Origin of the sequence: Caballeronia grimmiae, assembly GCF_000698555.1 — a bacterium.
GTDB lineage: Bacteria > Pseudomonadota > Gammaproteobacteria > Burkholderiales > Burkholderiaceae > Caballeronia > Caballeronia grimmiae.
This window is the reverse complement of the sequence record NZ_JFHE01000039.1, coordinates 37,619-55,761: the sequence shown is the minus strand read 5'-3', so window position 1 is coordinate 55,761 and position 18,143 is coordinate 37,619. Positions and strand designations below refer to the sequence as shown.

The window sequence follows — 18,143 nt, the reverse complement described above, 5'->3', positions numbered from 1 at the left end:
CGGGCGACGATCGTCGTTGCGGGGGCCGCGATTGCCAAAGCTCGGGCGGGAGTCGTCGCCGCGTGGTTTGGACGGGCGCCGTTCGTCGCTGCGAGGGCCGCGATCGCCGAAGCTCGGGCGCGAGTCGTCACCGCGCGGTTTGAACGGGCGACGTTCTTCACCACGCGGACCGCGATCACCGAAGCTCGGGCGGGAGTCGTCGCCGCGTGGCTTCGATGGGCGTCGTTCTTCGCTGCGCGGACCGCGATCGCCGAAGCTCGGACGCGAATCCTCGCCGCGCGGTTTGAACGCGCGACGTTCGTCGCCACGCGGACCGCGATCACCGAAACTCGGGCGCGAGTCATCGCCGCGCGGTTTGAACGGGCGTCGCTCGTCACCACGCGGACCGCGATCGCCGAAACTCGGACGCGAATCATCGCCGCGCGGTTTGAACGGACGGCGCTCATCATCACGCGGACCGCGATCACCAAAACTCGGGCGCGAATCATCGCCACGCGGCTTGAAGGGGCGACGTTCTTCGCCACGCGGACCGCGATTGCCAAAGCTCGGGCGCGCATCACCGCCACGCGGACCGCGATCACCAAAACTCGGGCGCGAATCATCGCCGCGCGGTTTGAACGGCCGTCGCTCATCACCACGCGGACCGCGATCGCCGAAACTCGGACGCGAATCGTCACCGCGCGGCTTGAACGGACGACGTTCTTCACCACGCGGACCGCGATCACCAAAACTCGGACGCGAATCGTCACCGCGCGGCTTGAACGGACGTCGCTCGTCACCACGCGAGCCACGATCGCCAAAGCCCGAACGCGATTCCTCACCGCGCGGCTTAAACGACCCGCGCTCTCCCGACGCATCGCCACGTTTCGCCGATGTCGCCCGCGCTTCCGCAGGCTTTCCGCGCTTGACCAGCGCCTGCTCCGGCGCAGTCTCGCGCACGGTCTTGCGTCCGGTGGAACTGCCGGAACGGACCGGCGATCGCGTCGTCGATGTCGGACGCGGATGTTTGGCTGTCAATTTGACGCGCATAAAGTCTCAGGCTGCGATCGCGCGCAGCAGTTCGGTTTCGACCTGGATCTGGGTACGGTTGGACGAAAGGCTTTTGCCGTCGAGCAAGAACACGTCTTCGACACGTTCGCCGAGCGTGTTGATACGCGCCGCCTGCACGCCGATCCGGTGTTGCGCCAGAACGCGCGCGATCGAATAAAGAAGGCCCTGCCGGTCGTTCGCCGACACGGACAGGATGTAGTACTGGCCACGCTCGTCGGGACGCAAGTCCACGCGCGGCGTGATCGGAAAAGTGCGGACGAGCCGCGATACGCGGCCCTTCGACGGCTCCGGCAAGATGCTTTCGTTCGTCAGCCGTCCGCTCAATTGTTGTTCGACGAGATTGGCGATATCGCGATAACTTCCATCATGGTCCGGATGCGCCACGAGAAAGTTGTCGAGCGCGTAGCCGTGACGCGTCGTGGTAATGCGCGCATCGAGCACGGACAGGCCGTTCTTGTCGAAATAAGCGCAGATGCCCGCAAACAAATCGGGTCGGTCCTTCACGTACACGAGCACTTGCAGCGCCGCGCCGATCGGCGAGGGCCGCGCACGCACGATAGGCTGTTCGCTCTCGACATGCCGATACAACACGCGCGTCTGCCACGCGATATCGGCGGGGTCGTGCCGCAGGAAATAGCCGACGTCGAGTTGCTCCCACAGCCTGCGCTGCGCGCCTTCCGGCACCGTTTCCAGCCGCAGGAGCGCAAGCGCCGATTCCTGTCGCGATTTCAGTTCCGAATGCGCGTCCGGCTGCGCGCCGCCGAGCACCGCGAGCGTCGCGCGGAACAGGTCCTCGAGCAGCTTGCCTTTCCAGTTGTTCCAGACCTTCGGGCTCGTGCCGCGAATGTCGGCAACGGTCAACAGATACAGCGCGGTCAGCCGCCGCTCGGTGCCGACGATCGACGCGAACTGCTTGATGACCTCGGGATCGCTCGTGTCCTGCTTCTGCGCGACGTGACTCATCGTCAGATGCTGCTGCACGAGCCACACGACCAGTTCCGTGTCTTCACCGCCGATGTCGTGCTCGCGGCAGAAGCGGCGGGCATCGACCATGCCGAGCGTCGAATGATCGCCGCCGCGGCCCTTCGCGATATCGTGAAACAGCGCGGCGACGTAGAGAACCCACGGGCGCTCGAAGTTGCCCATCAACTGGCTGCAGAACGGATATTCGTGCGCGTGTTCGGCAATCGCGAACCGGCGCAGATTGCGCAGCACCATCAGGATGTGCTGATCGACCGTGTAGACGTGATACAGGTCGTGCTGCATCTGGCCGACGATGCGCCGGAAGTTGATCAGATAGCGACCGAGCACGCTCGTCTGGTTCATGAGCCGCAGCGCATGCGTGATGCCTTCGGGTTGCTTCAGGATCTCCATGAACAGCCGCCGGTTCTCGGGATCGCGCCGCCAGTTGCGGTTCATCAGCTCGCGCGCGTTGTAGATCGCGCGCAGCGTGCGCGCCGACAGGCCCTTCACGCCGCGCGTCTGTTCGTACAACAAGAAGGCTTCGAGAATGGCGTGCGGCTCACGCTCGAAGACATCGTCGTCGGCGATTTCGAGCATGCCTTGCTTCTCGACGAACCGGTCGGAGAGCACGCGCGTGATGCCCGATGTCGATGGGAAAAGCTGCGCCTCGACGTTCTGAATGAGAATGGTCGCAAGCTGGGTGACCGCCTTGGCCGCCCAGTAGTAGCGGCGCATCATCTGCTCGCTGGCGCGCTTGGCGGCCGTCGCCTTGAAGCCGAAGCTCTCGGCAAGCGGCGTCTGCAAATCGAAAACGAGGATGTCCTGCCGGCGTTTCGCGACCACATGCAGGCGCGCGCGCAAGGTCTTGAGGAACGCTTCGTTGCGGCGCAGTTCGCGCGCTTCGCGTTCGGTGATGAGACCGCGCGCGTCAAGTTCGCGCCAGCTCGAGCCGAAGCCCGCCGCCCGCGTGATCCAGAGAATCAGCTGCAGGTCGCGCAGCCCGCCCGGGCTTTCCTTGATGTTCGGCTCGAGGCTGTACGGCGTATCCTGAAACTTGGCGTGACGCTGCCGCATCTCCAGCACCTTCGCCTGGAAGAATGCGCGCGGATCGAGCGTCTGCCGGTATTTGTCCGAGAAGCGCTGAAAGAGCCGCGTGTCGCCGCAGATGCGCCGCGCTTCGAGCAGGGACGTGAGCACGGTGACATCGTTGCCCGCCTCGGCGATGCATTGCCCCACCGACCGCACGCTGCTGCCGATATCCAGCCCCAAATCCCACGCCATGCCGATGAACCGTTCGACGCGCGCGTTCAGCGCGGCGTTGTCGGTGTGCGCAGGGGCATCGGGCAGCAGCACGAGGATATCGACGTCGGAATAGGGCGCCAGCTCCCCGCGCCCGTAGCCGCCGACCGCGACGAGCGCCGCGTCCGCCGGCATCTCGCAAGCCGACCAGGCGCCTTTGAGGGCGTCGTCGGTGATGCGGGCCAGCGCGTGCATCAGCGGTTCGACTGTCGTCGCAATCTTGAAGCGTTCGATGAGCGCGGCCTTCGCCGTCTTATAGGCGGTGCGCAGCGTTTCGCAGGGCGTGGCGGCGGCGACGGGAACGCTCATGGGTCGATATGATCGGCGTGAAAGAGGAGGCGATTGCGAGGAACAGCGGCAATCAGGCCGTGGCCGCGATGAGTTGCGACGGCGCCTGCGTTCCCGCCGATACCGTCAGCACTTCATAACCCGTCGGCGTGACGAGCACCGTGTGCTCCCATTGCGCCGACAGGCTGCGATCGCGTGTCTTGACGGTCCACTGGTCGGGCATCGTGCGGATATCGCGGCGGCCGGCATTGATCATCGGCTCGACGGTGAAGATCATGCCCGCCTGCAACTCGATGCCCGTGCCCGGACGCCCATAGTGCAGCACTTGCGGCTCTTCGTGAAACACCTGGCCGATGCCGTGGCCGCAATATTCGCGCACGACGCTGTAGCCTTGCGCCTCCGCGTGCTTCTGGATGGCGTGCCCGATGTCGCCGAGATGCGCGCCCGGCCGCACCTGGTCGATGCCGAGCCACATGCAGTCGAACGTCGTCTGCACGAGGCGTTTCGCGAGAATCGACCCTTCACCGACGATGAACATGCGGCTCGTATCGCCGAAATAGCCGTTCTTGATGACGGTGATGTCGATATTGAGCGCATCGCCGTTCTTCAACACCTTCTCGCTCGGGATGCCGTGGCAGATTACGTCGTTGACCGAAATGCACGTAGCCTTCGGATACGGCGGATAACCCGGCGGCTGATAATTGAGCGGGGCGGGAACCGTGCCTTGTTCGTTCACCATGAAGTCATGGCACAGGCGGTCGAGTTCCTCGGTGGTCACGCCCGGGACGATATGCGGCGTGATGAAATCGAGCACTTCGCTGGCGAGCCGGCAGGCGACGCGCATCTGCGCGATATCGTGATCGTTTTTCAGCGTAATGGACATGGGTTGGCTCGTGATGCGCGGATTGCGTGAAGGGCGGGCGGAAGCCGCCAAACCGGCATTATCGCACCTTTGAGATAAGGACCGCAGGGCCATCGGGCGGGGCGCGGCCTGCCTGCCGGGGCGGTGACGAGGCGCGAGCGGGCTTCGCGCGGCTTGAGCCCCGTAATCCTCACATGCTATACTCACGGGCTAAGTCTCGGTCTGTGTCATTCCTGCTTGTCGGCAGGCGATTGACCTGAACCGAAGACTTGGAAGCGTCGGTTGTGGCCGGTACACGGTCATTCACAAACAGCCGACGTTTTTTGAAACTCAAGCCGGCGCACCCAGGGTGTCTCGCGCGTCCAGAGAGGCGCGGGATGCGGCAGCCGGCTTAAGACCCAACCCTCGCGGAGAATTTTCATGGCAGTCACGATGCGTCAAATGCTGGAAGCCGGTGTCCACTTCGGTCACCAAACGCGCTTCTGGAACCCGAAGATGGCCCCCTATATCTTCGGTCATCGCAACAAGATTCACATCATCAACCTCGAAAAGACCCTGCCGCTCTACAACGATGCGCTGAAGTACGTGCGCCAGTTGGCAGCGAACCGCGGCACGATTCTTTTCGTCGGCACGAAGCGCCAGTCGCGCGACACCATCGCGCAAGAAGCAGCGCGCGCTGGCATGCCTTTCGTCAACGCCCGCTGGCTCGGCGGCATGCTGACCAACTTCAAGACGCTGAAGGTTTCGATCAAGCGCCTGAAGGACATGGAAGCGGCCGTGGAATCGGGTGAAACCGAGCGCATGAGCAAGAAGGAAGCGCTTCTGTTCGAACGCGAAATCGCCAAGCTGCAAAAGTCGATCGGCGGCGTGAAGGACATGGGCGGCATTCCTGACGCAATCTTCGTCATCGACGTCGGTTACCACAAGATTGCCGTGACGGAAGCGAAGAAGCTCGGCATCCCGGTCATCGCCGTGGTCGACACGAACCACTCGCCGGAAGGCATCGACTACGTCATCCCGGGTAACGACGACGCGTCGAAGGCTGTTGCGCTGTACGCGGAAGGCGTGGCCGACGCAATCCTCGAAGGCCGTGCAAACGCGGTGAACGACGTCGTTCAGGCCGTGCGCAGCGGCGAAGGCGACGAGTTCGTCGAGGTCAACGCAGAGGCGTAATCGAGCCCTGTGGCCGGTACAAAAGGGGGCTTTGCGAAAGGCCCCTTTTTTTTAAGCCGGCGCGATCCTGAAACACCTCAGCCGTGGGCGCTTTCTGCCGGCGGCACGTATCAAACAGACTCAAGGAGCGAATGATGGCGGCAATTACCGCAAGCATGGTGGCAGAACTGCGCGCGAAGACCGATGCGCCGATGATGGAATGCAAGAAGGCGCTGACGGAAGCCGACGGCGACATGGCGCGCGCCGAAGAGCTGCTGCGCGTGAAGCTCGGCAACAAGGCGAGCAAGGCGGCATCGCGCGTGACGGCCGAAGGCATCGTCGTCGCGCACGTCGAAGGCGGCGTGGGCGCGCTCGTCGAACTGAACTGCGAAACCGACTTCGTCGCGAAGAACGACGATTTCATGGCGTTCGCCAAGGGCATCGCGGCACTGGTCGCGAAGAGCAACCCGGCTGACGTGGCCGCGCTGTCGGCGCTGCCGCTGGAAAGCACGACGGTCGACGCGGTGCGTCTCGCGCTGGTCGGCAAGATCGGTGAAAACCTGTCGATCCGCCGCTTCGTGCGCTTCGAGACCGCGAACAAGCTGGCCGCGTACCTGCACGGCACGCGCATCGGCGTGCTGGTCGAATTCACCGGCGCCGACGAGCAAGTCGGCAAGGACGTCGCCATGCACGTCGCCGCAATGAAGCCGGTCTCGCTGTCGTCGGACGAAGTGCCGGCCGATCTGATCGCGAAGGAACGCAGCATCGCCGAGCAGAAGGCAGCGGAATCGGGCAAGCCGGCTGAAATCGTCGCGAAGATGGTCGACGGTTCGATTCAGAAGTACCTGAAGGAAGTGTCGCTGCTGAACCAGCCGTTCGTGAAGAACGACAAGCAGACGATCGAGCAGATGCTGAAGGCAGCCAACGCGTCGGTGCAGAAGTTCGCGCTGTTCGTGGTGGGCGAGGGCATCGAGAAGCGTCAGGACGACTTCGCGGCTGAAGTCGCTGCGCAAGTCGCGGCGGCCAAGCAGGGCTAATTACTGGCCCGTGGCGCGCGTCGTCGAACGGCGATGCGCGCCGTGCATCACCCGTAGTACCGGCGGCGATTTGTCGCCACATCGAAATTTTGCGATCCGTTCGCAGCGAGGCGGGCGCGGCAAGTTCGGGTTTTCCCGTATGCGCCGCGCCCGTCGACGCGATGCGGGCCGCTTGCGGTAAGTAATGTTTCACCCCTACAGTTCTACGTTGTTGCAACCCTCCTCGGCGCGATCGGAACCTCATATGCCCACAGCCTACAAACGCGTACTCCTCAAACTCTCCGGCGAAGCCCTCATGGGCGACGATGCCTTCGGCATCAATCGCGCAACGATCGAAAGGATGGTGGCGGACGTCGCTGAAGTGGTGCGGTTGGGAACACAGCTGGCCGTCGTGATCGGCGGCGGCAACATTTTCCGCGGCGTCGCGGGCGGTGCAGCCGGCATGGACCGTGCGACGGCCGATTACATGGGCATGCTCGCCACGATGATGAACGCACTCGCGCTGCAGGACGCCATGCGCCACGCGGGCATCGAGGCGCGCGTGCAATCGGCGCTGCGCATGGATCAGGTGGTCGAGCCGTACATCCGGCCGCGTGCGATTCGCCAGCTGGAAGAGGGCAAGGTCGTGATCTTCGCGGCCGGCACGGGCAACCCGTTTTTCACGACGGATACCGCCGCCGCGCTGCGCGGCTCGGAAATCGGCGCCGAAGTGGTGTTGAAGGCGACGAAGGTCGATGGCGTATACTCCGCCGACCCGAAGAAGGATCCGAGCGCCACGCGCTACAGCACGATCAGCTTCGACGAGGCGATCGGCCGCAATCTGCAGGTCATGGACGCCACCGCATTCGCGCTGTGCCGCGACCAGAAGCTGCCGATCCGCGTGTTCTCGATCACGAAGCCGGGCGCGCTGAAGCGCATCGTGCAGGGCGACGACGAAGGTACGCTCGTCCACGTGTAAACTCTTGCGTAACCGGGCGCCGCCCGCACCCGGCGTGAATCGCGCCGGAAGATCGCGAAGGCGTCTGCATTACCAGTAAACCAAGGTTTGGAGGTTCAAATGAGTGTGGCTGACATTAAAAAGGGCGTCGACCAGAAGATGCAGCGGTCGATCGAAGCATTCAAGGCCGATCTCGCCAAGATTCGAACGGGCCGCGCGCACACCGGCCTGCTCGACCACATCCAGGTCGACTACTACGGCTCGAACGTGCCCATCTCGCAAGTCGCGAACATGACGCTCGTCGATGCCCGCACGATCGGCGTGCAGCCGTGGGAAAAGAAGATGGTGCCGGTCGTCGAGAAGGCGATCCGCGAATCGGATCTGGGCCTGAATCCGGCGACGCAGGGCGACCTGATCCGCGTGCCGATGCCCGCGCTGACCGAAGAGCGCCGTCGCGAACTGACGAAAGTCGTCAAGAGCGAAGGCGAGTCCGCGAAGATCGCCGTGCGCAATCTGCGCCGCGACGCGAACGAGCAACTCAAGAAGCTCGTGAAGGACAAGGAAATCTCGGAAGACGACGAGCGCCGCGCAAGCGACGACGTCCAAAAGTTCACCGACAAGTTCGTCGCCGAAATCGACAAGCTCGTTCAGACGAAAGAAGCCGAAATCATGACGGTGTGAGGCCGTAGCCGGTCCTGCCAGCTCGTGTCCTCATGACTCAGGGCTGGCGTTTCACCCCCGTCGATAACAAGATTCAGCGGCCATGACCTATACCAGCTCTACCGTTCGCGTGCCCGATGTCGCGGCTGTCCCGCGCCACGTCGCGATCATCATGGACGGCAATGGCCGTTGGGCGACCGAACGGCGTCTGCCGCGCGTCGCCGGTCACACGCGCGGCGTCGATGCGGTGCGCGCCACCGTCGAAAGCTGCGCGCGGCGCGGCGTCGAATTCGTCACGCTGTTCGCATTCAGTTCGGAAAACTGGCGCCGTCCCACCGACGAAGTCTCTTTCCTGATGCGCCTGTTCGTCACCGCGCTCGAGCGCGAGATCGGCAAGCTGCACGCGAACGGCATTCGTCTGCGCGTGGTCGGCGATGTCTCCATGTTCGACGACCGCATCCGCGCGCTCATCCAGCGCGCCGAGACCAAGACCGCACGCAATACGCGCCTCACGCTGACCATCGCTGCGAATTACGGCGGACGGTGGGACATCATGGAGGCGACGAAGAAGCTCATCGCGCAGTCGCTCGAACAAGGCGCTCCGGCGCGCGTCGACGACGAATCGTTCGCCGAACATCTCGCGATGGCCTATGCGCCCGAACCGGATCTCTTTATCCGCACGGGCGGCGAGCAGCGCATCAGCAACTTTCTGCTGTGGCAACTCGCGTACACCGAGTTCTATTTCACCGATATTTACTGGCCCGACTTCGATGCCGCCGCGCTGGACCGCGCGATCGCATCGTATGGCGGCCGTGAGCGCCGCTTCGGACGCACGAGCGCGCAACTCGCTTCCCAATCGCAGAAGGCCGACACCCTTTCATGCTAAAGACCCGTGTCATCACGGCAATCGTCCTGCTTGCGGTCCTCGTGCCGGTTACGTTGTTCGCGCCCATCGGGGCGTTTGCGGCGCTCATCGGCTTCGTCGTCGTGTTTGCGGCGTGGGAGTGGGGCCGCCTCTTGAAGCTCAACGGCGCCGGTCCGGTCGCGTATGCGCTCGTCGCGGGACTCGCGCTCATTTTCAGCGCCTACGTCGTCGTTCCGAAACCGCTCTTTCAGATGGCCGCGATCTTCTGGGTGCTGGCGGGGCCGTATGCGCTGATCCGCAAGCCGGTCCTGGCGGCCGGCGCGTGGCGCGGGTTTCTGCTGTTCGCGGGAATCGTCGTGTTCGTCGCCTGCTGGCATGCGGTCGTTCAGGCGCGCATGCAGGGCGTGGCGTTCGTGCTATCGCTTCTCCTAGTCGTCTGGCTGGCCGACATAGGCGCATACTTCGCCGGAAAAGCACTGGGCCGTCATAAACTCGCACCGTCGATCAGCCCCGGCAAAACCTCGGAAGGCGCACTCGGCGGCTGGGTCGCCGTGATGGCGATCGGGTCCATCGCCGCCGCGACCGGCGTCTACGCACCGACGCTGTTCACGGCTTTCGTCGCACATCTCGGCTGGGTCCGCGCGCTCGCCGCGCTGACCGTGCTCGTCGCGTTCAGCGTCGTCGGCGATCTGTTCGAATCGCTGCTGAAGCGTCAGGCGGGCGTCAAGGATTCGAGCGGGCTGCTGCCGGGTCACGGCGGCGTTCTCGATCGTATCGACGCACTGTTGCCTGTATTGCCGATTGCCTTGCTCATGCTGGGCTGATTGGCCAGAGAAGATTCCATGCAAAAACGTCTTACATTGCTCGGCTCCACGGGCTCGATCGGCGACAGCACGCTCGACGTCGTCGCGCGGCATCCGGACCGGTTCTCGGTCTATGCGCTCACCGCTCACCGCAACGGCGACAAACTCGTCGCCCAATGCCTGCGCTTTCAGCCGGAAGTCGCCGTCGTCGGCGATGCCGACACGGCTTCGCGCGTCGCTGCCGCGTTGCGCGCGGCGGGCAGCAAAACCGAGGTGACGCACGGCCCCGACGCGCTGGTGGACGTCGCTCGCGCCGCGCAATGCGATACGGTCGTCGCGGCGATCGTCGGTGCGGCGGGCCTTGCGCCCACGCTGGCCGCAGCGCGCGCCGGCAAGCGCATCCTGCTCGCGAACAAGGAAGCGCTCGTCATGTCCGGCCAGATTTTCATGGACGCGGTGCGCGACAACGGCGCGATCCTGCTGCCGGTCGACAGCGAGCACAACGCCGTGTTCCAGTGCCTGCCCGTTTGCACGGACAGCGAGGCGCAACTGCATGGCGGGGTGTCGAAGATCATTCTGACCGCGTCGGGCGGGCCGTTCCGCACCCGCGAACCCGCGACGCTCGTCGATGTCACGCCCGACGAAGCCTGCAAGCATCCGAACTGGGCGATGGGCCGCAAGATCTCCGTCGATTCCGCGACGATGATGAACAAGGGCCTCGAAGTGATCGAAGCGCACTGGCTCTTCAATTTGCCGGGCTCGCGCATCGAAGTGCTGATTCATCCGCAGAGTGTGATCCATTCGATGGTGTCCTACGCGGACGGCTCGGTGCTCGCCCAACTCGGCAATCCCGACATGCGTACGCCGATCGCGCATGCGCTCGCGTATCCGGAGCGCGTCGATTCCGGCGTCGCGCCGCTCGACCTGGCGCAGATCGCGTCGCTCACGTTCGAAAAGCCCGACTTCGCGCGCTTCCCGTGCCTTGCGCTCGCCATCGACGCGCTCGAGGCGGGCGGCATCGCCAGCGCGGCGTTGAACGCGGCGAACGAAATCGCCGTGGAAGCGTTCCTGGCGCGCCGTATCGGCTTCATGGCGATCAGCGGCGTGGTCGAGCGGGTGCTGAGCGCGCTGCCGAACGCCAGCGCCGCGTCGCTCGACGACGTGCTCGCCGCCGATGCGGACGCGCGCCGTCTCGCGTCCGGCTTCGTCGAAGCGCTCACCGCGCGCGCGCCGGGCGCCGAACCCATCGCCCATTGAGGCCGTCATGAACTTCCTGACCGAAATCGTCGCCTTCGTCGTCGCGATTGGCGTGCTCGTCGTCGTCCACGAATTCGGTCACTACAGCGTCGCACGAATGTGCGGCGTCAAGGTGCTGCGTTTCTCGGTCGGCTTCGGCAAGCCGCTGGTGCGCTGGGTCAGCAAGAAGACCGGCGTCGAATGGACCATTTCCGCGCTGCCGCTCGGCGGCTACGTGAAGATGCTGGACGAGCGGGAAACCGAAGGCAGCATTCCGTCGGAAGACCTGCCGCGCGCGTTCAACCGTCAGCCGGTGCTGAAGCGCATCGCGATCGTCGCGGCGGGGCCGATCGCGAACTTCCTGCTGGCCATCGCGTTGTTTGCGGCTGTGTTCGCGGGCGGCGTCACCGAGCCGCGGGCCATCGTCGCCACGCCGGCGTCCGGTACGGCGGCCGCCCGCGCCGGCTTCGAGGGCGGCGAGCAGATCCTTTCGATGCGCAATTCGCAGGGCGGCGACACGCAGGCGATTCGTTCGTGGTCCGATCTGCGCTGGAAACTGCTCGATGCGTCGTTCGATCATCGGCGGATCGTGCTGACGGCGAAGACTCACGAAGGCACGTTCGATTTTCCGCTGACCGTCACAGGCATCACGGAAGCAGACGCCGAGCAGGACTTCATGGACAAGCTCGGCTTCACGCCGGGCGGCGGCACGCTGACGGTGGCGGGCGTGGAGGCGGGCAGCGCGGCGCAGAAGAGCGGGCTCGTCGCCGGCGACAAACTGCGCGCCATCGACGGCCGCCCGGTCGACAATGCGACGCGCTTCATCGACTACGTGAAGGCGCATGGCGGCAAGTCTGTCGCGCTCGTCATCGAGCGCGGCGACGGCAGCCAGACCAAGCGCGATACGGTGCAGATCGTGCCGGACGTCAAACGCGATGCATCGACGGGGCGGGACATCGGCCGCATCGGCGCTGCGCTCGCCAATCAGTTGCCGACCGTCGACGTGCGCTATGGTCCGGTCGAAAGCCTTCGTCTCGGCGTGAACCGCACGTGGGACATCAGTGTCTATTCGCTGCGCATGTTCGGGCGGATGATCGTCGGCGAAGCGTCGCTCAAGAACCTGTCGGGGCCGGTGACCATTGCGGACTACGCCGGCAAGAGCGCGCGTCTCGGCGCGACGGCATTTATTTCTTTCCTTGCCCTCGTAAGCATCAGCCTCGGTGTGTTGAACTTGTTACCGATTCCCGTTTTGGACGGTGGGCATCTGTTATATTATTTGGTTGAAGCCGTTACCGGCAAGGCGGTGTCCGATCGCTGGCAGCTGGTTCTGCAACGGGCGGGCCTCGTCTGCATCGTCGCTCTGTCGATGATCGCGCTGTTCAACGACCTGACTCGCCTCATCCGTTTTTGATCCACTTTGATAATCTCTGGCGTCGCGACACGAGCGACCGCCGGAACGAATGCAGCTTTAAATACTGGGGAAGCACGTTGTTCAAACCTCATCGCTTTGTTCCTAAGTCGGCTGTGGCCGCGGCGCTCGCCGCAACGGGCATGGCGGCACACGCCACCACGCCGTTCGTCGTCCAGGATATCCGTATCGAAGGTCTCCAACGGATCGAGCCGGGCTCCGTATTTGCCTATTTGCCGATCAAGCAAGGCGACACGTTCTCTGACGACAAGGCCTCCGAAGCGATTCGCGCGCTGTACGCAACGGGCTTCTTCAACGACGTGCAGATCGCCACTGAGGGCAACGTGGTGGTCGTGCAGGTGCAGGAACGTCCGGCCATCTCGAACATCGAGTTCTCCGGTCTGCATGAGTTCGACAAGGACACCATCACCAAGGCGCTGCGCTCGGTCGGTTTGTCGCAGGGCCGCTCGTACGACAAGTCGCTGCTCGACAAGGCCGAGCAGGAACTGAAGCGCCAATATCTGACGCGCGGCTATTACGCGGCGGAAGTCACCACGACGGTCACGCCGGTCGACCGCAATCGCGTGTCGATTCTCTTCTCGGTGGCCGAAGGCCCGAGCGCGAAGATTCGCCAGATCAACTTCGTCGGCAACAAGGCGGTCAGCTCGGGCACGCTGCTCGGCGAAATGCAGCTGTCCACGCCGAACTGGTTCTCGTGGTACACGAAGAGCGATCTTTACGCGAAGGAAAAGCTGACCGGCGACCTCGAAAACGTCCGCTCTTACTATCTGAATCACGGTTACCTCGAGTTCAGCATCGATTCCACGCAGGTGTCGATCTCGCCGGACAAGAAAGACATGTACCTGACGGTCGCCGTGCATGAAGGCGAGCCGTACAAGGTCAGCAGCGTGAAGCTGTCGGGCAATCTGCTCGACCGTGAAGCGGAACTGAACAAGCTGATCACGGTGAAGCCGGGGCAGCTGTTCTCGGCAGAAAAGCTTCAGGCCACCACGAAGGCGATCGTCGACAAGCTCGGCGAATATGGTTACGCGTTCGCGCAGGTCAACGCGCAGCCGGAAATCGACCAGGCGCATCACACCGTTGCGCTGACGCTGAACGTCGAGCCGAGCCGCCGCGTTTACGTGCGGCGTGTGAATATCGTTGGCAATACGCGCACTCGCGACGAAGTGGTGCGCCGCGAAATGCGCCAGCTCGAAAGCTCGTGGTTCGACTCGAGCCGCCTCGCGCTGTCGAAGGACCGCGTCAATCGTCTCGGCTACTTCACGGACGTGGACGTCACCACGACGCCCGTCGAAGGCACGAACGACCAGGTCGATGTCGACGTCAAGGTGGCCGAAAAGCCGACCGGCGCAATCACGCTGGGCGCGGGCTTCTCGTCGACGGACAAGGTCGTGCTCTCGGCGGGCGTCTCGCAGGACAACGTGTTCGGCTCGGGCACCAGCCTCGCGGTCAACGTGAACACCGCGAAGACCTACCGCACGCTGACGGTCACGCAGGTCGATCCGTACTTTACGATCGACGGCATCAAGCGCATTACCGACGCGTACTACCGCACGTATCAGCCGCTTTACTACTCGACGGATTCGAGCTTCAAGATCGTGACGATGGGCGCGGACACGAAGTTCGGCATCCCGTTCTCCGAGCAGGACACGGTGTTCTTCGGCGTCGGCGCTGAACAGAATACGATGGACGTCGATTCGTCCACGCCGCAGTCGTACATCAACTACGTGAAGGAATTCGGCCGGGTAGTGAACAACTATCCGCTGACGATCGGCTGGTCGCGCGACAATCGCGACAGCGCGCTCGTGCCTAGCCGCGGCTACTATTTGCAGTCCAATGCGGAATACGGCACGCCGCTCGGCAACACGACGTACGCGAAGTTCGACGCGCAGTTCCAGTATTACTACTCGTTCGCACGCGGCTTCGTGCTCGGCTTCAACTTGCAGGGCGGCTACGGCAAGGGCCTGCAACGGCAGACGTACCCGATCTTCAAGAACTACTATGCGGGTGGTATCGGCTCGGTGCGCGGCTACTCGCCTAGCTCGCTGGGCCCGCGCGACACCAAGACGAACGACCCGATCGGCGGGTCGCGCATGGCGGTCGGCAATATCGAGTTGACGTTCCCGCTGCCGGGCACGGGCTATGACCGCACGCTGCGCGTCTTCACCTTCCTCGACGCCGGTAACGTCTGGGGCGATCCGAACCAGGGTGGCACGAGCGGCGGCGCGAACGGTCTGCGCTACGGTTACGGTGTGGGTCTTGCATGGATTTCGCCGATCGGCCCGCTCAAGCTGAGCCTCGGCTTCCCGCTGCAGAAACACGATGGCGACCAGTATCAGAAGTTCCAGTTCCAGATCGGTACGGCCTTCTAAGCGCCTGCACCAGGCTGCGAACGCGGACTTCATTCATTTCGACGTAACGTGAGGAACACTTTGCGAACCGGTAAGCTCTCGAAACATATGGCGCTGGCGCTTGCGTTGTCGATGTTTCTCGGCCTCGGTGCGGTCGCGAAAGCGGACGCGCAGGAAGCGCGCATCGCTGCGGTCAACTCCGACCGCATCCTGCGCGAGTCGTCGGCGGCGAAGGCGGCCCAGTCCAAGCTGGAGCAGGAATTCTCCAAGCGCGACAAGGCTTTGCAGGACATGGCGCAGCGGCTCAAGTCGATGTCGGACAACATCGACAAGAACGGCCCGTCCATGGCCCCGACCGACCGCGCAGCGCGTCAGCGCGATCTCGCACAGCTCGACGCGGACTTCCAGCGCAAACAGCGCGAATTCCGCGAAGACCTGAACCAGCGCCGCAACGAGGAACTCGCGGCGGTGCTGGATCGCGCGAACAAGGTCATCAAGCAGATTGCGGAACAACAGCACTACGATCTGATCGTGCAGGAAGCGGTGTACGTGAGTCCGCGTATCGACATCACGGATCAGGTGCTGAAGGCGCTCGCGGCGGCGAGCCAGAGCGGCGGCACGAGCTCGAACTGACGAGGAGTCTTCACACGCATGGCATCAGGCATGGCGATCACGCTCGACGAACTGGTCAGGCGCTTTGGCGGCGAGGTGGTGGGTGAAGGCGCGTATCGCGTCGAAGGCCTCGCACCGCTCGACAAGGCAGGCCCGGCGCAACTCGCGTTTCTAGCGAATCAGAAATACCTGCCGCAGGTCGAGTCGACCCGCGCGGGCGCGGTCCTCATTTCGCGGGCGGATCTGGACAAACTCACGGCGCCGCGTGAAGGCAGCAATTTCATCGTGACGCCGAATCCTTACGCGTACTTTGCGCGCGTGGCGCAGGCGTTTATCGAACTGTCGGCGCCGAAGGCGAAGCCGGGCGTGCATCCGAGCGCGTACGTCGATCCGGCCGCCAAGGTCGCGGCGAGCGCGGTGATCGGGCCGCACGCGACGGTAGAGGCGGGCGCGGTCGTCGGCGAACGCGCCAGGCTGGATGCCGGCGTGTCCATCGGCGCGGGCGTTACGCTCGGCGACGACGTCCATCTGTATCCGAACGTCACGGTCTATCATGGTTGCAGGCTCGGCGCGCGCGTGATCGTGCATGCCGGCGCGGTGATCGGCGCGGATGGTTTCGGTTTCGCGCCCGATTTCGTCGGCGAGGGCGATGCGCGCACCGGAAGCTGGGTGAAGATCCCGCAAGTCGGCGCGGTGCAAATCGGCGACGACGCGGAAATCGGCGCGAACACGACGATCGATCGCGGCGCAATGGCCGATACCGTCATCGAAGAATGCGTGAAGATCGACAACCTCGTGCAGATCGGCCATAACTGCCGCATCGGCGCTTATACGGTCATCGCGGGTTGCGCGGGCATCGCGGGCAGCACGAACATCGGCAAGCATTGCATGATCGGTGGGGCAGTGGGAATCGCGGGTCACGTGACGCTGGCGGATTACGTGATCGTCACGGCGCAATCGGGTGTATCGAAGTCTCTGACGAAGCCCGGCATGTACACGAGCGCGTTTCCGGCCGTCAGCCACGCGGACTGGAACAAGAGCGCCGCGCTGGTACGCAATCTGGACAAGCTGCGCGACCGGATCAAGGCACTGGAAACGGCGCTGGCCGACAAGAAAAACGGCGAGGCCTGAACGCCCGGCAGCATCGAGTTGCAACCGAATGGCTGTTCGAACCGAACGGCCCTGGAAGCACGAATTCAAAGCGGGCGTCTGACGCCCGCAGTCACTACCGCGCGGGACACGCGCGCGAGCAGAACGACCATGAGCACAGAAAAAATCAACCTCGACATCCACAAGATCCTCACGCTGCTGCCGCATCGGTATCCGATCCTGCTCGTGGATCGCGTGCTCGAACTCGAGCCGCACAAGAGCATCAAAGCGTTGAAGAACGTGACAATCAACGAGCCGTTTTTTCAGGGACATTTCCCGACGCGGCCCGTGATGCCCGGCGTGCTGATTCTCGAAGCACTCGCGCAAACCGCCGCGCTGCTGACGTTTGCCGAAGAGCCGCACGACCCGTCGACGACGCTGTACTACTTCGTCGGCATCGACGGCGCGCGCTTCAAGCGTGTGGTGGAGCCGGGCGATCAACTGATTCTGAACGTCAACTTCGAGCGGTACATGCGAGGCATCTGGAAGTTCAAGGCGCGCGCCGAAGTGGATGGCGTGACCGCCGCCGAAGCGGAACTCATGTGTACCGTGAAGAACACGGACGCCAGCGCATAAGCGGCGCAGGCGTAGGAAACGCAGCACGTTCGCAACACGGCGTGGCGACACACAGCATTCAGAGGCGAGGCGCATGACCACCATTCACCCCACCGCGATCATCGAGCCGGGCGCTCAAATCGACGATTCCGTCGAGATCGGGCCGTACGCGATCGTCGGCGCGCACGTCGTCATCGGCGCGGGCACGACCATCGGTTCGCACAGCGTGATCGAAGGTCACACGACGATCGGGCGCGACAACCGCATCGGACATTACGCGTCGATCGGCGGGCGGCCGCAGGACATGAAGTACAGGGACGAGCCGACTCGTCTCGAGATCGGCGACCGCAACACCATCCGTGAATTCACGACGCTGCATACGGGCACGGTGCAGGACCAGGGCCTGACGTCCATCGGCGACGATTGCTGGATCATGGCTTACGTTCACGTCGGCCACGACTGCCGGCTGGGCAACAGCGTCATCATGTCGAGCAACGCGCAACTGGCGGGGCACGTGACGGTCGGCGATCACGCGATCGTCGGCGGCATGTCGGGCGTGCATCAGTTCGTGCGCATCGGCGCGCATTCGATGCTGGGCGGCGCTTCCGCGCTCGTGCAGGACGTGCCGCCGTTCGTGATCGCCGCCGGCAACAAGGCAGAGCCGCACGGCATCAACGTCGAAGGCTTGCGCCGGCGCGGTTTCACGCCCGAGGCGATTTCCGCGCTGCGCACCGCATACCGGATCGTCTACAAGAGCGGCCTGTCGCTCGAAGACGCGAAGGCGCAGCTTCGCGACCTGAGCGTGGCGGGTGGCGAAGGCGACGCGCCCGTGAAAGCCTTCACCGACTTCATCGCGGCGTCGCAGCGCGGCATCATCCGCTGAACGCGCATTTCG

Annotated in this window: 16 protein-coding genes; 13 read left to right on the top strand and 3 right to left on the bottom strand. The window is 63.9% G+C overall.

The genetic code is table 11. The annotated features are described in order from the left end of the window. The 3 genes from BG57_RS25785 to map form a co-directional block, all read right to left on the bottom strand. Positions 1–800, bottom strand: an 800-nt coding sequence (locus BG57_RS25785; protein ID WP_206539433.1) for a hypothetical protein, incomplete at its 3' end; no start/stop codon positions are given. A 235-nt stretch (positions 801–1,035) separates the two neighbouring features. Then, entirely contained in the window at positions 1,036–3,621 is a 2,586-nt protein-coding gene (locus tag BG57_RS25780; RefSeq protein WP_035969513.1) for a [protein-PII] uridylyltransferase, read from the bottom strand. Positions 3,622–3,673: 52 nt separating this feature from the next. Further along, the gene (gene map / locus BG57_RS25775; protein WP_035969511.1) at positions 3,674–4,483 is read right to left on the bottom strand and encodes a type I methionyl aminopeptidase; all 810 of its coding nucleotides are present in this window, start codon (positions 4,481–4,483) and stop codon (positions 3,674–3,676) included. A 399-nt stretch (positions 4,484–4,882) separates the two neighbouring features. Here map and rpsB point away from each other — a divergent pair, with 399 nt between their 5' ends. The 13 genes from rpsB (at position 4,883) to lpxA (ending at position 18,131) form a co-directional block, all read left to right on the top strand. Then, a complete protein-coding gene (gene rpsB, locus BG57_RS25770; protein ID WP_035969508.1) occupies positions 4,883–5,635 on the top strand; it encodes a 30S ribosomal protein S2 in 753 nt (250 codons plus the stop codon). A 134-nt stretch (positions 5,636–5,769) separates the two neighbouring features. Further along, a complete protein-coding gene (gene tsf / locus BG57_RS25765) occupies positions 5,770–6,651 on the top strand; it encodes a translation elongation factor Ts (protein ID WP_035969527.1) in 882 nt (293 codons plus the stop codon). 244 nt (positions 6,652–6,895) lie between these two features. Beyond that, positions 6,896–7,609, top strand: a complete 714-nt coding sequence (pyrH, locus tag BG57_RS25760; protein ID WP_035969505.1) for a UMP kinase — start codon at positions 6,896–6,898, stop codon at positions 7,607–7,609. Positions 7,610–7,708: 99 nt separating this feature from the next. Continuing rightward, positions 7,709–8,269, top strand: coding sequence for a ribosome recycling factor (gene frr / locus BG57_RS25755; RefSeq protein WP_035969503.1), 561 nt, complete (start codon positions 7,709–7,711; stop codon positions 8,267–8,269). Between the two features lie 82 nt (positions 8,270–8,351). After that, entirely contained in the window at positions 8,352–9,134 is a 783-nt protein-coding gene (uppS, locus tag BG57_RS25750; RefSeq protein ID WP_035969502.1) for a polyprenyl diphosphate synthase, read from the top strand. Then, positions 9,128–9,937, top strand: coding sequence for a phosphatidate cytidylyltransferase (locus BG57_RS25745; protein ID WP_035969500.1), 810 nt, complete (start codon positions 9,128–9,130; stop codon positions 9,935–9,937). Before uppS ends, BG57_RS25745 begins: the two co-directional genes overlap by 7 nt. 18 nt (positions 9,938–9,955) lie before the next feature. Continuing rightward, positions 9,956–11,173 (top strand): 1-deoxy-D-xylulose-5-phosphate reductoisomerase, encoded by a 1,218-nt coding sequence (locus BG57_RS25740; protein WP_035969498.1) that lies wholly within the window; start codon positions 9,956–9,958, stop codon positions 11,171–11,173. Between the two features lie 7 nt (positions 11,174–11,180). Further along, positions 11,181–12,563 (top strand): RIP metalloprotease RseP, encoded by a 1,383-nt coding sequence (gene rseP, locus BG57_RS25735; RefSeq protein WP_035969525.1) that lies wholly within the window; start codon positions 11,181–11,183, stop codon positions 12,561–12,563. A 77-nt stretch (positions 12,564–12,640) separates the two neighbouring features. Continuing rightward, positions 12,641–14,953, top strand: a complete 2,313-nt coding sequence (gene bamA / locus BG57_RS25730) for an outer membrane protein assembly factor BamA (RefSeq protein WP_035969523.1) — start codon at positions 12,641–12,643, stop codon at positions 14,951–14,953. 87 nt (positions 14,954–15,040) lie between these two features. After that, positions 15,041–15,565 (top strand): OmpH/Skp family outer membrane protein, encoded by a 525-nt coding sequence (locus tag BG57_RS25725; protein ID WP_035969496.1) that lies wholly within the window; start codon positions 15,041–15,043, stop codon positions 15,563–15,565. Positions 15,566–15,595: 30 nt separating this feature from the next. Further along, positions 15,596–16,675 (top strand): UDP-3-O-(3-hydroxymyristoyl)glucosamine N-acyltransferase, encoded by a 1,080-nt coding sequence (gene lpxD, locus BG57_RS25720; protein ID WP_035969495.1) that lies wholly within the window; start codon positions 15,596–15,598, stop codon positions 16,673–16,675. Positions 16,676–16,804: 129 nt separating this feature from the next. Continuing rightward, the gene (gene fabZ / locus BG57_RS25715) at positions 16,805–17,269 is read left to right on the top strand and encodes a 3-hydroxyacyl-ACP dehydratase FabZ (protein WP_035969493.1); all 465 of its coding nucleotides are present in this window, start codon (positions 16,805–16,807) and stop codon (positions 17,267–17,269) included. Positions 17,270–17,342: 73 nt separating this feature from the next. Continuing rightward, the gene (gene lpxA, locus BG57_RS25710; protein WP_035969491.1) at positions 17,343–18,131 is read left to right on the top strand and encodes an acyl-ACP--UDP-N-acetylglucosamine O-acyltransferase; all 789 of its coding nucleotides are present in this window, start codon (positions 17,343–17,345) and stop codon (positions 18,129–18,131) included. Positions 18,132–18,143: the final 12 nt, after the last annotated feature.